We start from the raw sequence: 16,560 nt of genomic DNA on the forward strand, positions 1-16,560 counted from the left end.
GAATATGTGTAGGCTGATTTAGCTGGTTTATATTATATGTACAAAGGCCTAGGGCTTTTCTATTTTTGATTCAAGGATTTATGTATGTCAATGCCATCGCCTATTAATCGTCGTCTGACCAAAAAAATCTATGTCGGTGATGTCGCGGTTGGTGGTGATGCACCAATTAGCGTACAGAGCATGACCAACACTGACACCTGTGATGTAGCAGCAACGGTCGCTCAAATCGAGCGTTGTGTCGAAGCAGGTGCAGATTTGATGCGCGTATCAACGCCAACGATGGATACGGTCAAAGCCTTTGGTGAAATTCGCAAACTGGTAAGCGTGCCTTTGATCGCTGATGTGCATTTTGATCATAAAATCGCTTTGGCCGTTGCTGAAGCAGGCGCTGACTGCTTACGTATCAATCCGGGTAACATTGGTAGCGATGCTAAGGTACGTGAAGTGGTCGCTTGCGCCAAATATCATAATATTCCGATTCGTATTGGCGTCAACGCTGGCTCTTTAGAAAAAGACATACAGCGTAAGTATACTGAGCCAACTGGCGAGGCAATGCTTGAATCGGCAATGCGCCATATCGACATTTTAGAGCGTCTTAACTTTGACCAGTACAAAGTATCTGTCAAAGCCAGCAACGTGTTTTTGACACTGGATGCTTATCGTTTAATATCAGCGCAAATTGATAACCCCTTACATTTGGGCGTAACGGAAGCGGGTGTCTACCGTACGGGCGCTGTCAAATCTGCTATCGCGCTAGGTGGATTGTTGCTAGACGGTATTGGCGATACCATTCGTATCTCATTAGCCGCTGAGCCTGAAGAGGAGATTAAGATTGGTTTTGATATTTTAAAATCGCTTAATATTCGCTCGAACGGTGTAAACTTTATCGCCTGTCCAAGCTGCTCGCGTCAAGAGTTTGATGTGATTAAAGTAATGACAGCGTTAGAGTCGCGCCTAGAAGATATTCGTGAACCAATGAACCTATCTGTGATTGGCTGTAAGGTAAACGGTCCAGGAGAGGCAAAAGAGGCCGATATTGGCATCGTTGGTGCTGCCCCTAGATCACTGGTCTATCGTATGGGTGAAAAAAGCCACCTTATCGATACAGGCAATCTGGTCGATGAAATAGAAGGTATGGTTCGCGCCCATGCAGAAGACTTGGCGAAAAAGCGTGAGAATGAAATCATTCGCGTAAAATAAGTCATACATTAGATTGATACGTTAAGCCATATCGTCATAGCATCAATTAGATACAACGCTTATTTGAATATGTAGAAAACAATAATAGAATACCTGTTAAATATTTAAGGATACGACCGTACCATGATCAAAGCTATCAAAGGTTTTAATGATATTTTGCCTGACCAATCAGCAAAGTGGTTGCATTTAGAAGCGATATTGGCTGATGTACTTGGTAGGTACGGTTACGAGCATATTCGCTTGCCAATCGTTGAACAAACGGATCTGTTTGCGCGTGCTATTGGCGGCGCGACTGACATCGTCGAAAAAGAGATGTACAGCTTTACTGATAAATCTGAGCCGCCAACGCCGTTAGCGCTACGTCCTGAAGGCACAGCTGGAGCAGTACGCGCAGTTATCGAGCACAACTTGCTACGTGGTGATACGCCCAAGCTTTGGTACATCGGTCCGATGTTCCGCTACGAGCGTCCGCAAAAAGGCCGCTATCGCCAGTTTCATCAGTTAGGTGTTGAGAGCTTCGGTAGCGCACTACCGGATGCTGATGCTGAGCTGATTGCCATGACTCATCTGATGTGGAAAGAGCTAGGCCTCAACAATGAGATGCGTTTGCAACTAAACAGTTTGGGTGAGCTTGATGAGCGCTATGCTTATCGCGAAGCATTGGTTACCTATTTAACTGATAAAAAAGACCAGCTAGACGAAGACAGCAAACGTCGTCTAACGACTAATCCTTTACGTATCTTGGATAGTAAAGAGGCGAGCACGCAAGCAGTATTGGCAGATGCGCCAAAGCTTGCTGACTTCTTGGGTGAAGAGAGTGTGGCACATTTTGAGCAGGTCAAAGCCTATCTGACTGCGCTCAATATCGATTTTGAAATCAATCCGCACTTAGTACGTGGCCTTGATTATTACAATAAAACGGTATTTGAGTGGGTAACGGATAAGCTTGGAAGCCAAGCTACCGTTTGTGCGGGTGGTCGTTATGATGGGCTAGTCGGGCAATTAAAATCAATCGGTACAGATGGCAGTAAACCAGTCAAATCTGAGCCTGGTGTTGGTTTTGCAATGGGGCTTGAGCGTTTATTGCTACTCATAGAAGCGGTTGCGCCGATTGCTGACATACCTGCTTGTGATGTATTCGTGGTGGCCCATCCTGAGGTGTATAGTGCTGGTATAAGCTATGCACAGAACTTGCGTCACAGTCGTCCAGATGTACGAGTAAAGATGGCCAGTGCCACGAGTCTAAAAGCGCAAATGAAGAAGGCGGACAAGTCAGGCGCGGCATTGACAGTCATCATCGCACAGCAAGAGCTGGATGATAATACGATTAGTATTAAAGATATGCAGACAGGTGAGCAAAAGACGGTCGCACAAGATTGGCTATCAAATAAAGATAACTTTTCTCGTCGCTAATCGACTTTGACTAATCAGATTTGTTTGTCGCACCAGCAATTTAATGTAAATTTTATCAGGTAAATATATATGGCTCTGACACCTAATTCGCCGAATGCAGATAACTCCATGCAAGCGTTAAAGCAATATGGTAGTTATATCGTCACTGCGATTTTGTTAGCACTGGCCGCCTACTTTGGTTGGACATACTGGCAAAACAATCATGCGCGAGTAGATACCGTCGCCGCCGATCAATATGCTGATATTCAGCAGCTAAACGAAGAGGTCAAACTGGCCTCGCAAAACCCAGATTTGGAGGCAGAGGCTCAAGAAGCACTTACCCAAAGTCGTAGCCAACTAGACAAAGATATTGATACTTTGGTCAGTACGCACGGTGAGTCAGTTTATGCATGGCAAGCGCTAATGATAAAAGCACGTCAACAAGTAGACAATGATGACTTTGCAGCAGCGACTGAGACATTCAAAAAAGCATTGGCCATCGATTTGGGTGATGCCGGTCTAGAAGCGATTACTCGTTTACGCTATGCAAAAACGCTGTTGGCTGCAGGCGATACAGATGCTGCACTGTCAGAAGCAAACAATGACATGCCAAGCTCGTTTGAAGCAAGTCAGCAGGAGCTACTAGGGGATATTTACTTAGCACAAGACAATAAAGATTCAGCGATTAAATCTTATAGCAATGCGTGGGAGCTATTACGTAGCCGTCAAGAAACGCGTGCAGTATTGGCATTAAAGATGGAAAGCTTAGGTATCACGGCTGAGCCGATTGCTGAGCAAACCAGTCTTATTCAAGAGCCATCTGCTCCTGAGCCGTCGCTAGTGATGGATACCTCGAATGAAGTCGCTGCCGAAGCAGGGCAATAAGTCAGTAGGATAGTATTGAGAGTTGGTAATCATCCAAAGCTCTTTTTTAATATAACCTAATGATTACTAATTTGCGGTTGGCCAATTTACCAATTAATAATAATTTATCTGTAGTGAGAACATACAATGACTCAATCTATTCGCTCTAGCAAAATGTTAAATACCAAGACTATCAAAAAGACAGTCATGCATGTGGCCGTACTGGCAGTAATGAGCACGGCAGTAATTGGATGTAATCGCGGTATTAAGCCTGTGGTTAATGATCCAGTAAAATTGGTACAAATCGCTCAGCCGATTAGCGTACTACAGCCTGTTTTCAGTACCGATGTTGGCAACAAAAAAGCCAGTAAAAAAGATCCACTAGATTTGCAAGTTGGCTATGCTAATGGTCAAATCGTTACTGCATCACGCGGTGGTGAACTGTCAGGGTTCAATAGTGCAGGCGAGCGCATATGGTCAATCAATGTTGATGACCAAATCACCAGCGGTGTTGCAGTAGATGCATTGAGCCAGACAGCTATCGTTAGTACTCGTGGTGGCAAGGTTATGGCGTTCGATAGCACGACTGGTGCAAAGCGTTGGCAGCAGCAGTTATCAGGTTCGGTTTTGACACCAGCACTGATTACCAATAACCGTGTGGTATTATCAGCAAATGATGGTTTCTTACACGGTCTGTCGCTGCAAACTGGACAGTCAGTATGGCAGTTCGCAACTCAAGTACCTGCTATCAGCGTTCGCGGTAGCGCTGCGCCAACTTTATTAGACAATGAGACGGCACTTTTGGCGACAGCTGATGGTCGTTTGCACGCAATTACTGTCGATAACGGTCTTCCGCTATGGTCAAGACGTGTTGGCGTAGGCGCTGGTAGTAGTGAAGTTGAGCGCATGAGTGATGTCGATGGCAAACCTATCGTAGATAAAAATCAGTTGTTTGCGATCAGCTATAGTGGTCAGCTATTAGGTATTGATTTGGCCTCACGTCAGGTGATGTTCGTCAATGAAATTGCGAGTCTCAAATCACTGGCGGTAAATACTCAGCAAGTCATCGCTACCAGTCTAGATGGCAAAGTAGTTGCTTATGATCGCAACAGTGGCGAGACGCTGTGGGAAAGTGACGAATTGGCTTATCGTGACCTTACCAATCCTGTGATGATTGGCAACTATATCGCCATTGGTGATTTTGATGGCGTAGTGCATTTGTTTGACCCTGCTACGGGCAGCATCGTTAGTCGTGTAGAGACAAAAGGTGCGTTGACCAACTTGCAAGTCCAAGGTAGCCGTTTAATGACTCAAAGTACGTCAGGACAAGTTGCTATCTGGCAGTTAGTGCGCTAATAACTATATAGATAGGTGCTTATAGATAATTAATGAAGTGTAATATTTCACTATAGCCCTTAAGCCTATTCTTGATTATCATTTATAAAACACAAACGCTGCTTAGTCAGCGTTTAGTGCCTTGTGTAAATTGCTTGTTTAAACACAGGCTTTCGCGTACTCTATGCGACCGATGTGCTATCCATATAGACTATTTATTTATGTATAATAGGTATAATGAAGCCATCCTATATACTATTTTTAATCGTAAAATAGCCATCTATTATTTTTGCTATTGTTCTATCATTCATTTTAATTCACGGTCAATTGCAGCATATCTATTACTATTGTTATGTCACTGGTTATAAGAATAACTGTACTGCCCGTCATTGTGCCTTTCACTGAGAGTAACCCATGAGTATCAAGCCTGTGGTCGCCTTAATTGGTCGTCCAAACGTCGGTAAATCCACCTTATTTAATCAGTTCACAAAAAGTCGGCAGGCATTGGTCGCTGACCTTTCAGGATTGACTCGTGACCGTCAGTACGGTGATGCAACTTATGAAGACAAATCTTTTATCGTTGTAGATACGGGTGGTATCGGTGAAGCTGACGACGGTAGCGGCAATATCGATGACTATATGTCTGAGCAGTCGCATACAGCGATCCATGAAGCAGATATTATTGTATTTGTCGTTGACGCTCGTGCCGGTATGATTGGCGCAGATGCTGAAATTGGTAAGTTTTTGCATACGTTAGGCAAGCCTGTCTATGTTGTTGCCAATAAAGTCGATGGCGTACATGATGCAGCACCTGCCGAGTTTTATGCACTAGGATTGGGCGAACCGTATCCGATGGCAGCCAGTCATGGTCGCGGTGTCGGCAATTTGCTTGAAGTGCTAACAGCTGATATGCCTGAGCAAGAAAACATAGTAGAGCCAAGAGGCTTAAAGCTTGCTATTATCGGTCGTCCAAACGTTGGTAAATCGACGCTCGTAAACCGCCTGCTTGGCGAAGATCGAGTAGTGGTATTCGATATGCCAGGCACGACGCGCGATAGTATTTATATTCCTTATCAGCGTGAAGGTCGCGACTATGTCTTGATCGACACTGCTGGTGTACGTCGCCGTGGTAAAATCGATGAAAAAGTAGAAAAATTCTCTGTCATCAAGACCTTGCAAGCTATTGAAGATTCTAACGTAACTGTGATTGTCATTGATGCTCACGAAGGTATTGTAGATCAAGATTTGCATATGATTGGTTATGCGCTTGACGCCGGACGAGCGTTGGTCGTTGCAATCAATAAATGGGATGGTCTAACGCAAGATCAAAGAGACTATATCAAGCTTGAGATGGATCGCCGTTTTAGCTTTATTCCTTATGTAAAAATACATTTGATTTCAGCATTGCATGGTACAGGCGTTGGCAATTTGTATCCGTCTATTTTACGTGCGTATAAATCTTCGATGTTTGAAGTATCGACCAACCGTTTGACTCAGATTTTACAAGATGCGGTAACGGCCAATCCGCCACCGACCGTTGCTGGTCGTCGTATCAAGTTACGTTATGCGCATATTGGTGGCCACAATCCACCCGTTATTGTTATTCATGGTAACCAAACCAGTGCGCTTCCCAAGAGCTATCAACGTTATCTAGAGAACCAATTCCGTCAAGTGTTTAAGCTAGAAGGCACACCGCTTAACGTTATCTTGAAGCAGAACGATAACCCATATGCGAATAAGAGCGACACGCCGACTAAGGCAAAAGCCCAGCAATTGCGTCAGCGTGAGCGTAATAGGTCACAGAAATTTACTACCAAAGATAAAAAGCCTCGTTAATCCTCATATTTTAGGCTTTATATCTTTAGCTTTATGATTAATGTCATCGCGTTTAATAGCGCGATGACATTTTTCTATTAATACGCTATAGTTTGGGCTTATAAATAGCTATCTTAGTTTCAAAAAATACTCAAATGTTTTACTTATCACATCTTTAAAATACCTGTACTATAAATGAAAGCTGCACGCGACTCAGTAGAGTGATATGAACAACCGTTCGTTTCAAACCATTCCCGTACTTATCTGGCGTTCTGTCATACAAGCTGTCGTATTGGCAGTACTGGCAGGTTTTTTATTGCCTTTTCTTTATGGTTTAGTGCATCACTATCAAGAAAAAGAACAGCATATTCAACAATTGGCATCGCTACTAACGACTAGCGCATCGACTGCAGATGGGGCAGATGTTGTGGCTGAACAAGTCAATATCTTGTTAGAGAATGAGCCGACTATTCAGAGTATTGTTTTCTATTCCACCTCTGAGCCAATTGAAGATATAGACCAGTCGCTTGCTGATTGGAAAAATGCTTTATTTGCGCATACGGTTAGTTTCAACTATCCAGTGATTAGTAAAGACCTTGATGCCAGTAGTATCGCGTCCAATAAGTCCGATTCCAATCAACAGTTAGCATTGACTTTATCAAACATTATGAGCGAATCGTCAGCGCCAGATGAGGCGACTGATACAGTTACCGAAAATAGCACATTGATTGGTTATATTAATATTACGATGGACGTAGAGTTGCTACGTTTACATTGGTTCCAAAATATCCTGTGGTTATGGCTAACAACAGTGGTACTGATTGTTATGTTTGCCTTATACATTTTTAGGAAGCTTAATTGGCCAGTCAGAGATATCGAAACATTGACCGATGTTTGTGACATTGTCATAGACAACGCAAATCTAGAGCAACTGCCAGTCATCCCGCAACAATTCAATTTCCAAGAACTGACCCAAATCAAAAAAGCATTAATTGTGTTATTCAATCGTTTACAAGAAGCGAGGCAAGGTTATGAAACCCTTGCGGCCTTTGAACAGCAATTGCACAATAAAGATATGTCACTTGATGTGCAGTTGCATAATTTTCAAAGCATGATTTCTCATGAATTAAAAACGTCATTGAATGCAATTGTAGGTGGTTTACAACTATTGGATCATGAGGCGCTAAACAGAGAGCAAAAAGACGCGGTAGAGATTATCAGTAGTGGTAGTGATAAATTGGTATTGTCGTTAGATCATATTATACAGCTGAACCAGATCCAAAAAGGCCAGATAAGAATTCATAAAAATGAGTTTAACCCATTACAGCTAATCGCTGATCTGTTATCTAAGTTTGAAAATACGGCCACGCAGAAAGGATTAGAGCTGATCAGTAATATTCATCATATAGACTATAGCCTATACGGTGATTCAGAAAAAATACATCAGATACTATCGATACTGCTCAATAATGCGATTAAGTTTACGCCTGTCGGAAAAGTTACGATTACGTCGCAACTGACACATTTTAATAAGAGTAATCGCTGGCAAATTAGCGTGAAAGATACGGGTATTGGTATCGATAATGAGCATCTAGACGATATATTTAATCCGTTCTTTCAGGTGGATTCTTCGCAAACTCGCCAGTACGAAGGCTCAGGGGTTGGCTTACCTATCGTTAGACAAATGGCACAGCTTATGGGTGCTACTATTGATGTCGATAGTGTGCTTGGCGTAGGTACACAGTTCACGCTGACCATAGCGATGCCCAATCAACAGCAATCAAAACAGCAGCGCTTATTGTCTGGCCTGACGATTATTTATTATTACTATCATGAGACAGGTTCCTTGTTAGAGGAATTGGAATACCTAGGTGCTACGATTATTTGTCGCCAAGGTAACCAACTCGTCATAGAGGAGATGCGTAAGCAGAAAGTTGACATGGTAATGTTTGCTGAAGATGTTTTCCCAGAAAAAGCTGCGATGCTAGCCAAACGTATCCGTCAGTATGAAAGCGACGAGGGTAGTAAGAGCGAGCATCGTGCGTTATTAGTATATTGGTATCCGCAGCATCGGGCGCGCTATGTAGGCAGCTTTGAGTATGGTTTAAAAGCAGCTGGCATTGATTATTGTCATATTGCTACTTATAAGGACAAAGCGTTAAGCGACTTATTAAAACAATGGTTGGTTTGGACGTAGAGCTGTTCTACCAAATCCGTGTTCCTAGTTAGGTTCATTTTATTAGGTAGCATTTTTTATATTTTCTACTTTTCAATATCGAAGCACTTTTAAAATAAAGTAGGCATAAAAACAAAAAAGACGCCCATTTTGAGGCGTCTTTTTTTAAACAGTTTTTAGCTAGAATTGTTTTTTAAAGGTTTCTCTTAGAGAAGATTCTTTACCCAGCGTACGATATGTTCCCACGTACGGCTCATAAAGCCTGACTGTTCAATATCATTAGTTGCGATGATAGGAACTGAGGCTACCGCTTTACCATCGATTACAGCCATCATTTTACCAACTTCCTGACCTTTTTTGATCGGTGCTTCTAAGCTCTCAGGAATATCGACCACTGTAGTGATTTTGTTTTTCTGGGTTTTGCTGGTTAGGATTTGCAAGTTGTCGCCAGTTGCTAGCTCTACCTCGTCAGCTTCTCCAAACCATACTGGAAGCTTGCTAACGAACTGTCCAGTAGGTGCTTTAGTAACCGTTGTAAAGTGACCGAAACCCCAGTTAAGTAGTTCGCGTGACTGATCAGCGCGAGCCTGTTGGCTCTTGGTACCCATAATGACAGAGATTAGACGCATGCCTTCACGGTTGCTTGATGCTACTAAGCAGTAGCCTGCCGCATCAGTGTGGCCCGTTTTTAGGCCATCAACGGTTGGGTCAGTAATCAGCAGAGCATTACGGTTACCTTGGGTAATACCGTTATAAGTGAACTCTTTTTCTGCGTAGATACTATAGTAGTCGCCGCTGTTTTTGATAATAGCGCGAGCGAGTTTAGACAAATCTAAAGCAGACGCTAAATGACCTTCATCAGGCATACCAGTAGCATTGACAAAGTTAGAGTTCTCCATGCCAATTTTTTGCGCTTGTTCGTTCATCAAGATTGCAAACGAGGCTTCACTGCCAGCAATATGTTCAGCCATGGCTTTTGATGCATCATTACCTGACTGAATGATAATACCGCGTAGCATATCGATGACGCTGGCAGTTTTGTTCACAGGCACATACATACAAGATTGGCTGCTGCTACCACGGCACCATGCATTTGGACTCATCAATACCTGTTCATCTTCTTTCAGGTCGCCTGATGCTAAGCGTTGCTCAATGATATAACTGGTCATCATCTTAGTCAGAGATGCTGGCGGCAGCGCCTCATTGGCGTTCTTTTGAGCCAAGATTTCGCCAGTGTTATAGTCCATCAACACATAGGCAGTATTGTCCATTTCAGGTGGTTGAATGGCTGCGTTTGCCACTACTGCACTCATCGAGATACTTACACCAACTACCAGCTGTACCAGCTGATTTTTTACACGCTTTACTGTCATATATCATTACACCGCATCATGGAACCAAATGTATCTATCGCTTATGTTTTGTACCTATTTCCATACATTATTTTAAGCAGCATGTCTTAAATGCAGTGTTTAAAATAATGTATCGACGAAAATAGTAACGCCTACACAATAGACATAAAATTAACGCCTTATCTTAGCAAAATGACTACCGATGGGGAATCGATAAATGCAAAAATAAGGCAAGTTTGAAAAGAAAAATGAAGGCCTATCATATATTTGTTCTGACTATCATCTGACCAGTCTCTGTAATAAAAATTTAACGCTCACAAAAAAGCCTGCTGCACTGCTTGTGAATAACAAGTAAAGTGACAGCAAGCTTTGATGCTACAGATATCTAAACAATCAGTTGATAAACTTTGCTTAACCGATGTTATAAAGAGTACATAGCTTTTATTTTATTATCATTGATACCAATATTATTAACAAGTTAAGCAGAAGACGCTAGTCGCTGAATCAAACTAGCTAGCTAGTTGTCTAATAGTCCGCGTTTGCCAAATCTTCACATAGTGCTTTGTTTTCTTGCTTTGAGAATCCCATCGTCCAACTACGGATACCTTGTAGTATCTGGCGATAGTCTTGCTGTGTAGATAGGTATTGAATAGCCGCTTTTGGATCTTCTAGAGAAGGCATTAGCTCATGCAGCTGTACAGTGTACGACTTATAGAACCGCTGTTTTTGTTTACCATTTAGCATTGGTGGGCATATCTCTGATAGTACCTGCATCACCGCAATTTCGTGCTTAGTGATGTTGATGCCAGACATGTCTAGCGGAATGGTAGTGCCAGAGTTATTCGCAGCATTAGAAGCTTGAGACAGCATAGCAACAGACGTTATCAGTCCTGCAATCCCAACTTTTGAGGCAGTATTTGCTATCACAGAAGCTATAGATAATATCGATTGTTTATTCATTCAGTATTACACTCGCTCGTCTTTATTTAATGGTCATATGTTAATCGGTAAAAAAACAAAAGTCACATAAAATATTGATTTATGTGTAGATATCTTGTGAGCCAAAACCATTTTTTAGCAACATATCAGTAGCATACCCTAATGACGTTACTTCAGTATCAGTACATCGGTTTGTATTGTTGTGGGGTGTTGCTTATTGTAACGCGATGCTTAATCTACTAGTTGTTATTCGTTTGATACAGATCTTGTTACGCTACTTTCATCGTATAATTATCAGCATAAGAAGAGCATGATACTTTGCTAAAGACAGGGTTCGTGTCTTTATATTATTCAGTTATAATCGCCCATGCTATCAAAACGATACTTTTTCGTTAGACTGAGACGTCATGTTATTGGAGAATTAGAGTATCATGTTTTCATTTTAAATATGAGCATCGTTCTTTGATGGCTATCTTGAACAGATATGGCACGATAGCAGAATTATCAAATAGAGCTGTAGAAAAATCGGCAATAAAATATTAACCATATACTGAGCAGAAATGAGATTTTTAATTAGTAACGATGACGGTGTGTATGCGCCAGGATTATTGGCACTATCTCAGGCATTATCGACTATTGGTGAAGTGGTGGTCGTCGCCCCGAACGATGAACAAAGCGGCTATGCCAGCGCGCTGAGTGTCTCAAGACCACTGCATACGCATCAGCTGCCTTCTGGATTTATAGCGGTAAATGGCTCACCAGCTGACTGTGTTTATTTGGCCCTGCATGAGTTATATCGTGATAGTGACTTTGACTGCGTGATTACAGGAATTAACTCAGGGGCTAACCTTGGACAGGATGTGATGTTCTCTGGTACGTTTGGTGCTGCATTGACTGCGCAACTATCTGGTACCCCTGCTATAGCAACGTCTTTGGTAGGCGGGGGTGTCAAAAACGGCGGGCAAGAATCAGCCATTGATTATCAAGTGGCCGCACATGAAATCGTCAAACTGCTTACTGAGACTTCGATTTTAGAGATGCTCAAAAGTTTGCCCTATCATGTATTAAACGTTAATATTCCTGATGTGCAGCATGCCGATGATATCAAGGGTCGAAAAATAACCTCGTTAGGACATAAGCAGGCTGCTCAGCCAGTACGCCATATGATAGATCCACGCGGCCGAGATGCGTATTGGTTGTCTCTACGCAAAGGTAAAAATGTGCGACCATCAGAGATGTCAATCGATGCGGTACAAGCAAAGCAGGATATGATGACAGATTATCAAGCCGTAACGGCAGGGTATGTCAGTTTATCACCAGTACGCCTACATCATACGCCAACGGCAGCGCTGGATAGATTATCAACACTCGCGCTATAAATTCTATAAGATATAATCCATACCGGCTTATTAAACACTGACGTGTTATGAGAATATCAGAAGACTCTTGTATGATATCAAGCGCTTTTGAATGATTAAACAATGAATGAGCAACACAAAGAATAGGAACCTTGTATGAAAAAAATCATAGCTGGATCGCACCTTGTTAAAGCCGCGTTGATTGGTACTATGGCAGTCGCTACTCTAACTGTCGTCGGCTGTGCAACGAAGCCTACCTATCAATCAGCAAACCAAGCAGGTCCTAAGATTATTACTAACGCGCAAGGCGTCCCTAACTATCACCGTGTACAACGCGGCGATACGGTCAGCCAGATTGCAGCGCGCTATCGTCTGAACTACCGCCAAATCGGAGCGATGAACAATCTAGATAGTAAATACACCATCTATAGTGGCCAATGGCTCAAGCTATGGCAAGGCAATGCGGCAACCACTGCAAGTAACAATAGCTACAGTGCCCCAGTTCAAACGCAGCCAACTTATACGCCACCTGTGACCCAATCTCAAACCCCAGCTTATGAAGCCACTGCCAACTCGACTTCTGGTTATGATTATCCTACGCGTAATCCAGTAACTCGTAACATTGATCCTGCTGCAGGCAATATGGGAATGTGGTTTGCAGGCAAGGTTGGTGATCCAGTACTTGCCAGCCAATCAGGAACTGTGCTTTACTCAGGCAACGGTCTGCCAGAGTATGGCAATCTAATTATGATTCGTCATAGTGATAACTACATCACAGCCTACGCGCACAATAGCCAATTATTGGTGCAAGAGGGCGATACAGTACAGCGTGGTCAACGTATTGCCAGTATGGGCAGCAGTGGTCAGACCAATGAGGTAGGCTTAGAGTTTCAGGTTCGCTTAAATGGTAATCCTATTGACCCACGTAGCGTACTTGGGCGTTAGACTTAAATAATAGCTACGGATAGCTTGGCCACTGTGCGCCATTTTATTTATTCATGTTTGAGATTTTTTATGAGATTAAAAAAGCAATACCTCACCTTTGTGCCAGCATTAGTGATGGTCGGGTGTACAAGCCAGCAGGCAATGCAAAGTAAGCCTGTTCGTCAAGGCGGCGTTGAGATTACTCAAACCCAAACTGTTCAGGTCAAACCAACACCTGCGCCAGTCGTAAAACTGCAGCCTGCACCCAAGCCTAGCTATAGTAGCTTTTCTGATTGGAAGTCAGACTTTTCTATGCGTGCAATATCATCAGGCTATGATGCCCAAGTTATTGGTCGATTGCTTGACTCTGCTTATCTAAATCAGCAAGTCATCTCATTAGATTCAGGTCAGCCTGAGTTTTCTAAGATGCCATGGGAATACGTAGATTCTGCGGTATCAAGTGGACGCGTCAGTGTAGGGAAGCGTAAATTTGCTGAGCAGCGTGCTTATTTGTCTCAGCTAGAGTCTCAGTATGGGGTTAATGCGGAGATTATCGCTGCTATATGGGGCATGGAGTCATCGTACGGTGCTGTAACCGGCAATAGTGATTTGCCAAGTTCGCTTGCCAGCCTTGCCTATGATGGTCGTCGTCAAGAGTTCGCTGAAACGCAGTTGCTATCGTTAGCGACCTTGCTACAACGTGGTGACGTATCATGGTCACAGTTAGATGGCTCTTGGGCAGGCGGTATGGGACAAACACAGTTTATCCCTGAGACTTGGCTCAAACAAGGGGTCGATGGTGATGGCAATGGACATCGCAATCCTTGGGCGACTGGTGATGCACTAGCCTCGACGGCCAACTATCTTAGTAACTCAGGTTGGGTTCGTGGCTTAGCGCCTTTTTATGAAGCAACGGTGCCAGCCTCGTTTGATTACTCAGTGGTTGGTAGTAAACAACCTGCCGCTAGATGGGCTGCGATGGGCGTCGATACGATAGCGGACGTTTACTTAGATGCCAATACTCAGATGGAGCTTTGGTTGCCCGCTGGTAAAGACGGTCCAGTGTTACTGTTAAGCCCAAACTTTGATGTGATCAAAGTCTATAACAATTCATCAAGTTATGCATTGGGCGTTAGTCTGCTAGGCAAAACGATTAATGGACAAAGCGGGTTGCAAAAATCTTGGCCTCGTTATGAGCGTCCGTTATCGACTACGCAAGTGACTAACCTACAACGTCGTTTGACTAGTATGGGTTACGATACCAAAGGCGCTGATGGTATCGTGGGTACCAATACTCGTATGGCATTCCAGCGCTGGCAAGCAGATAACGGCCAAACGCCAGATGGATTCATCACTCAAAACAGTGCGTCTTCATTGGCTGGATGGTGAGATAGGCTGAGGGTATTTATACACTTTATAAAAGTGGCTCTTTTTAATCGTATTTAGCCATTATTAATTAGCCACTAGCCAACAAACGATAATTTACTTTGTTCTACAAAAAGCACCTTGCCAAGGTGCTTTTTTTGTCTCAATCTATGTCTGATTTTGCTGACATCTTTAACACAATGGACCATGCAATAAGTATCAAATATTAAGACCAGTTCAATCTGGCTTTATTCAAAACTTATCAGGACAAGGTTAATACAAGAAAGTTGATACTTTGAATGATAGACTCTAGATAATGTGTTTTTTAACGGTGACTTTTATTCATAGTTTTTAGTGACAGTTCTCAACTATTCATAGTTTTTAGTGACAGTTCTCAACGACCATTTTAAATAACAGTTTCGATTATAAATAATTAGAACAATAGAAAGAGCGTGACCTTATGATTACCATGGAAGAATTACAAGCTGCGATACAGCAACGGATAGATAATTATCATATTACTGATTTTCCGCTACAAAAAAGAGCCGTCAACACTCTAGAGTTGCTGGGCAGCCTAAACCATATACTGGCTCAAGATATTACTTCACCCTTTGATGTGCCGAGACAGAACCTATCTGCAATGGATGGCTATGCGATTGCCAAAGGTAGTGAATTATCGGAAAACAGTACTATCGAAATCGTTGGTGAGTCGCAAGCTGGCAGTGCTTATACTGGTAAGACAGCTACGGGGCAAGGGGTGCGGATCTTTACTGGTGCAGTCGTACCAGATTGCTGTGATACGGTCATTATGCAAGAGAATACAAATTTTGCAGATATCAGAGCAACCGTTGATAAATCTCGACCTTATAACATTACGCTCACGCAAACCGCCAAAGTTGACGATAATATCCGCTCACAAGGCGAAGAGATTGAGTCTGGGGAAGCCGTTTTAAAAACCGGTAAACGACTAAATCCTGCAGATATTAGCTTACTGGCCAACCTTGGTATTAGCCAAGTTAACGTGTTCCAGCCGCTCGTTGTAGGCGTGTTGGCAACAGGTGATGAGCTCGTGGCTATTGGCAATGAGCTACAAAGTCTAGCCCAAATATATAACTCTAATACCCCAACGCTCAAAAGCTTGCTGTCAGATCTGCCTATCACTATTCGTGATTATGGCATTATCCCTGATAGCCTAGAGCAGACAACTATCGCAGTCAATGATGCCATGCAGGACTGTGATGTACTGATATCGACGGCAGGTGTCTCAGTTGGTGACTATGATTTTTTGACCACTGTGATCGAAACGCTAGGTCAGATTAACCATTACAAAGTGGCGATGAAACCTGGTAAGCCTTTTGTATTTGGTGAATTGAATAAAAATCTCGATAAGCCAGTACTGTATTTTGGCCTACCGGGCAATCCGCTCTCTACGGTTGTGGGTACGCTACAGTTTGTGATACCTGCATTGTGGCAAATGTCAGGTGCTAGTGTGTCAGAGCAGCCTATGCCGCTAGCTATTAAAGCCAAACTCATCAGTGATATCAGAAAATCTCCCGGCCGCAAAGACTTTCAGCGTGGCGTATTGTCACGAGACGATACAGGTCATTATCAAGTTGAGTGCTTCTCAAGACAGCAGTCACATAGAATCAAACAGCTGAGCCGTGCCAATTGCTTTATTGTATTGGACAAAGACAGTGGGAACGTAGCAGCTGGTAATGACGTCGTTGTACAACCGTTTCCTTGGCTACATCGTTAATTCATCGTTTGCCAATTTATTGTAAGGTGGTCGCACAGAGCTGAAGAGCAACCCTATAACCTTACACTGGTATGCTAAACACGA

Annotated in this window: 12 protein-coding genes; 10 read left to right on the forward strand and 2 right to left on the reverse strand. The window is 43.0% G+C overall.

From position 1 onward, the window contains the following. Positions 1–84 precede the first annotated feature (84 nt). The 6 genes from ispG to ACIGBM_RS04005 all read left to right on the forward strand — a co-directional run bounded on the left by ispG (position 85) and on the right by ACIGBM_RS04005 (position 8,803). Positions 85–1,200: a flavodoxin-dependent (E)-4-hydroxy-3-methylbut-2-enyl-diphosphate synthase gene (gene ispG, locus ACIGBM_RS03980; protein WP_057759039.1), complete on the forward strand. Its 1,116-nt coding sequence runs from the start codon at positions 85–87 to the stop codon at positions 1,198–1,200. Positions 1,201–1,323: 123 nt separating this feature from the next. After that, positions 1,324–2,613 (forward strand): histidine--tRNA ligase, encoded by a 1,290-nt coding sequence (hisS, locus tag ACIGBM_RS03985; RefSeq protein WP_160021592.1) that lies wholly within the window; start codon positions 1,324–1,326, stop codon positions 2,611–2,613. Positions 2,614–2,682: 69 nt separating this feature from the next. Next, the gene (locus tag ACIGBM_RS03990; protein WP_101206211.1) at positions 2,683–3,477 is read left to right on the forward strand and encodes a tetratricopeptide repeat protein; all 795 of its coding nucleotides are present in this window, start codon (positions 2,683–2,685) and stop codon (positions 3,475–3,477) included. Positions 3,478–3,603: 126 nt separating this feature from the next. Then, positions 3,604–4,812, forward strand: a complete 1,209-nt coding sequence (gene bamB, locus ACIGBM_RS03995; RefSeq protein WP_397476838.1) for an outer membrane protein assembly factor BamB — start codon at positions 3,604–3,606, stop codon at positions 4,810–4,812. A gap of 393 nt (positions 4,813–5,205) precedes the next feature. After that, positions 5,206–6,627 carry a ribosome biogenesis GTPase Der gene (der, locus tag ACIGBM_RS04000; protein WP_057759046.1) on the forward strand — a complete coding sequence of 474 codons (1,422 nt, stop codon included), beginning with the start codon at positions 5,206–5,208 and terminating at the stop codon, positions 6,625–6,627. Positions 6,628–6,832: 205 nt separating this feature from the next. Next, on the forward strand, positions 6,833–8,803 hold the full coding sequence (locus ACIGBM_RS04005) for a sensor histidine kinase (RefSeq protein ID WP_397476839.1): 1,971 nt from the start codon (positions 6,833–6,835) through the stop codon (positions 8,801–8,803). Between the two features lie 185 nt (positions 8,804–8,988). On the opposite strand, the gene ACIGBM_RS04010 is transcribed toward ACIGBM_RS04005, so the two are convergent. Continuing rightward, a complete protein-coding gene (locus ACIGBM_RS04010; RefSeq protein WP_397476840.1) occupies positions 8,989–10,155 on the reverse strand; it encodes a D-alanyl-D-alanine carboxypeptidase family protein in 1,167 nt (388 codons plus the stop codon). A 504-nt stretch (positions 10,156–10,659) separates the two neighbouring features. Then, positions 10,660–11,094, reverse strand: coding sequence for an MCR_0457 family protein (locus ACIGBM_RS04015; RefSeq protein WP_057759051.1), 435 nt, complete (start codon positions 11,092–11,094; stop codon positions 10,660–10,662). Between the two features lie 539 nt (positions 11,095–11,633). Between ACIGBM_RS04015 and surE the strand changes: the two genes are divergently transcribed. The 4 genes from surE to glp all read left to right on the forward strand — a co-directional run bounded on the left by surE (position 11,634) and on the right by glp (position 16,476). Beyond that, complete coding sequence (surE, locus tag ACIGBM_RS04020; protein WP_397476841.1) at positions 11,634–12,452, forward strand: 5'/3'-nucleotidase SurE; 819 nt, start codon at positions 11,634–11,636, stop codon at positions 12,450–12,452. A gap of 135 nt (positions 12,453–12,587) precedes the next feature. Beyond that, positions 12,588–13,376 (forward strand): peptidoglycan DD-metalloendopeptidase family protein, encoded by a 789-nt coding sequence (locus ACIGBM_RS04025; protein WP_397476842.1) that lies wholly within the window; start codon positions 12,588–12,590, stop codon positions 13,374–13,376. A 69-nt stretch (positions 13,377–13,445) separates the two neighbouring features. Then, complete coding sequence (locus ACIGBM_RS04030) at positions 13,446–14,744, forward strand: lytic murein transglycosylase (protein WP_397476843.1); 1,299 nt, start codon at positions 13,446–13,448, stop codon at positions 14,742–14,744. Positions 14,745–15,180: 436 nt separating this feature from the next. Continuing rightward, entirely contained in the window at positions 15,181–16,476 is a 1,296-nt protein-coding gene (gene glp, locus ACIGBM_RS04035) for a gephyrin-like molybdotransferase Glp (protein ID WP_397476844.1), read from the forward strand. The last annotated feature ends 84 nt before the right edge of the window (positions 16,477–16,560 follow it).

Source organism: Psychrobacter sp. NPDC077938, from assembly GCF_044542635.1.
In the GTDB taxonomy this organism is placed as follows: domain Bacteria; phylum Pseudomonadota; class Gammaproteobacteria; order Pseudomonadales; family Moraxellaceae; genus Psychrobacter.

Bases quoted from the DNA above. Each gene is read 5' to 3' on its own strand.
- ACIGBM_RS04030 (WP_397476843.1), top strand. From the start codon at position 13,446: ATGAGATTAAAAAAGCAATACCTCACCTTTGTGCCAGCATTAGTGATG.
- ACIGBM_RS04025 (WP_397476842.1), top strand. From the start codon at position 12,588: ATGAAAAAAATCATAGCTGGATCGCACCTTGTTAAAGCCGCGTTGATT.
- glp (WP_397476844.1), top strand. From the start codon at position 15,181: ATGATTACCATGGAAGAATTACAAGCTGCGATACAGCAACGGATAGAT.
- hisS (WP_160021592.1), top strand. From the start codon at position 1,324: ATGATCAAAGCTATCAAAGGTTTTAATGATATTTTGCCTGACCAATCA.
- ACIGBM_RS04005 (WP_397476839.1), top strand. From the start codon at position 6,833: ATGAACAACCGTTCGTTTCAAACCATTCCCGTACTTATCTGGCGTTCT.
- der (WP_057759046.1), top strand. From the start codon at position 5,206: ATGAGTATCAAGCCTGTGGTCGCCTTAATTGGTCGTCCAAACGTCGGT.
- bamB (WP_397476838.1), top strand. From the start codon at position 3,604: ATGACTCAATCTATTCGCTCTAGCAAAATGTTAAATACCAAGACTATC.
- surE (WP_397476841.1), top strand. From the start codon at position 11,634: ATGAGATTTTTAATTAGTAACGATGACGGTGTGTATGCGCCAGGATTA.
- ispG (WP_057759039.1), top strand. From the start codon at position 85: ATGTCAATGCCATCGCCTATTAATCGTCGTCTGACCAAAAAAATCTAT.
- ACIGBM_RS04015 (WP_057759051.1), bottom strand. From the start codon at position 11,094: ATGAATAAACAATCGATATTATCTATAGCTTCTGTGATAGCAAATACT.
- ACIGBM_RS03990 (WP_101206211.1), top strand. From the start codon at position 2,683: ATGGCTCTGACACCTAATTCGCCGAATGCAGATAACTCCATGCAAGCG.
- ACIGBM_RS04010 (WP_397476840.1), bottom strand. From the start codon at position 10,155: ATGACAGTAAAGCGTGTAAAAAATCAGCTGGTACAGCTGGTAGTTGGT.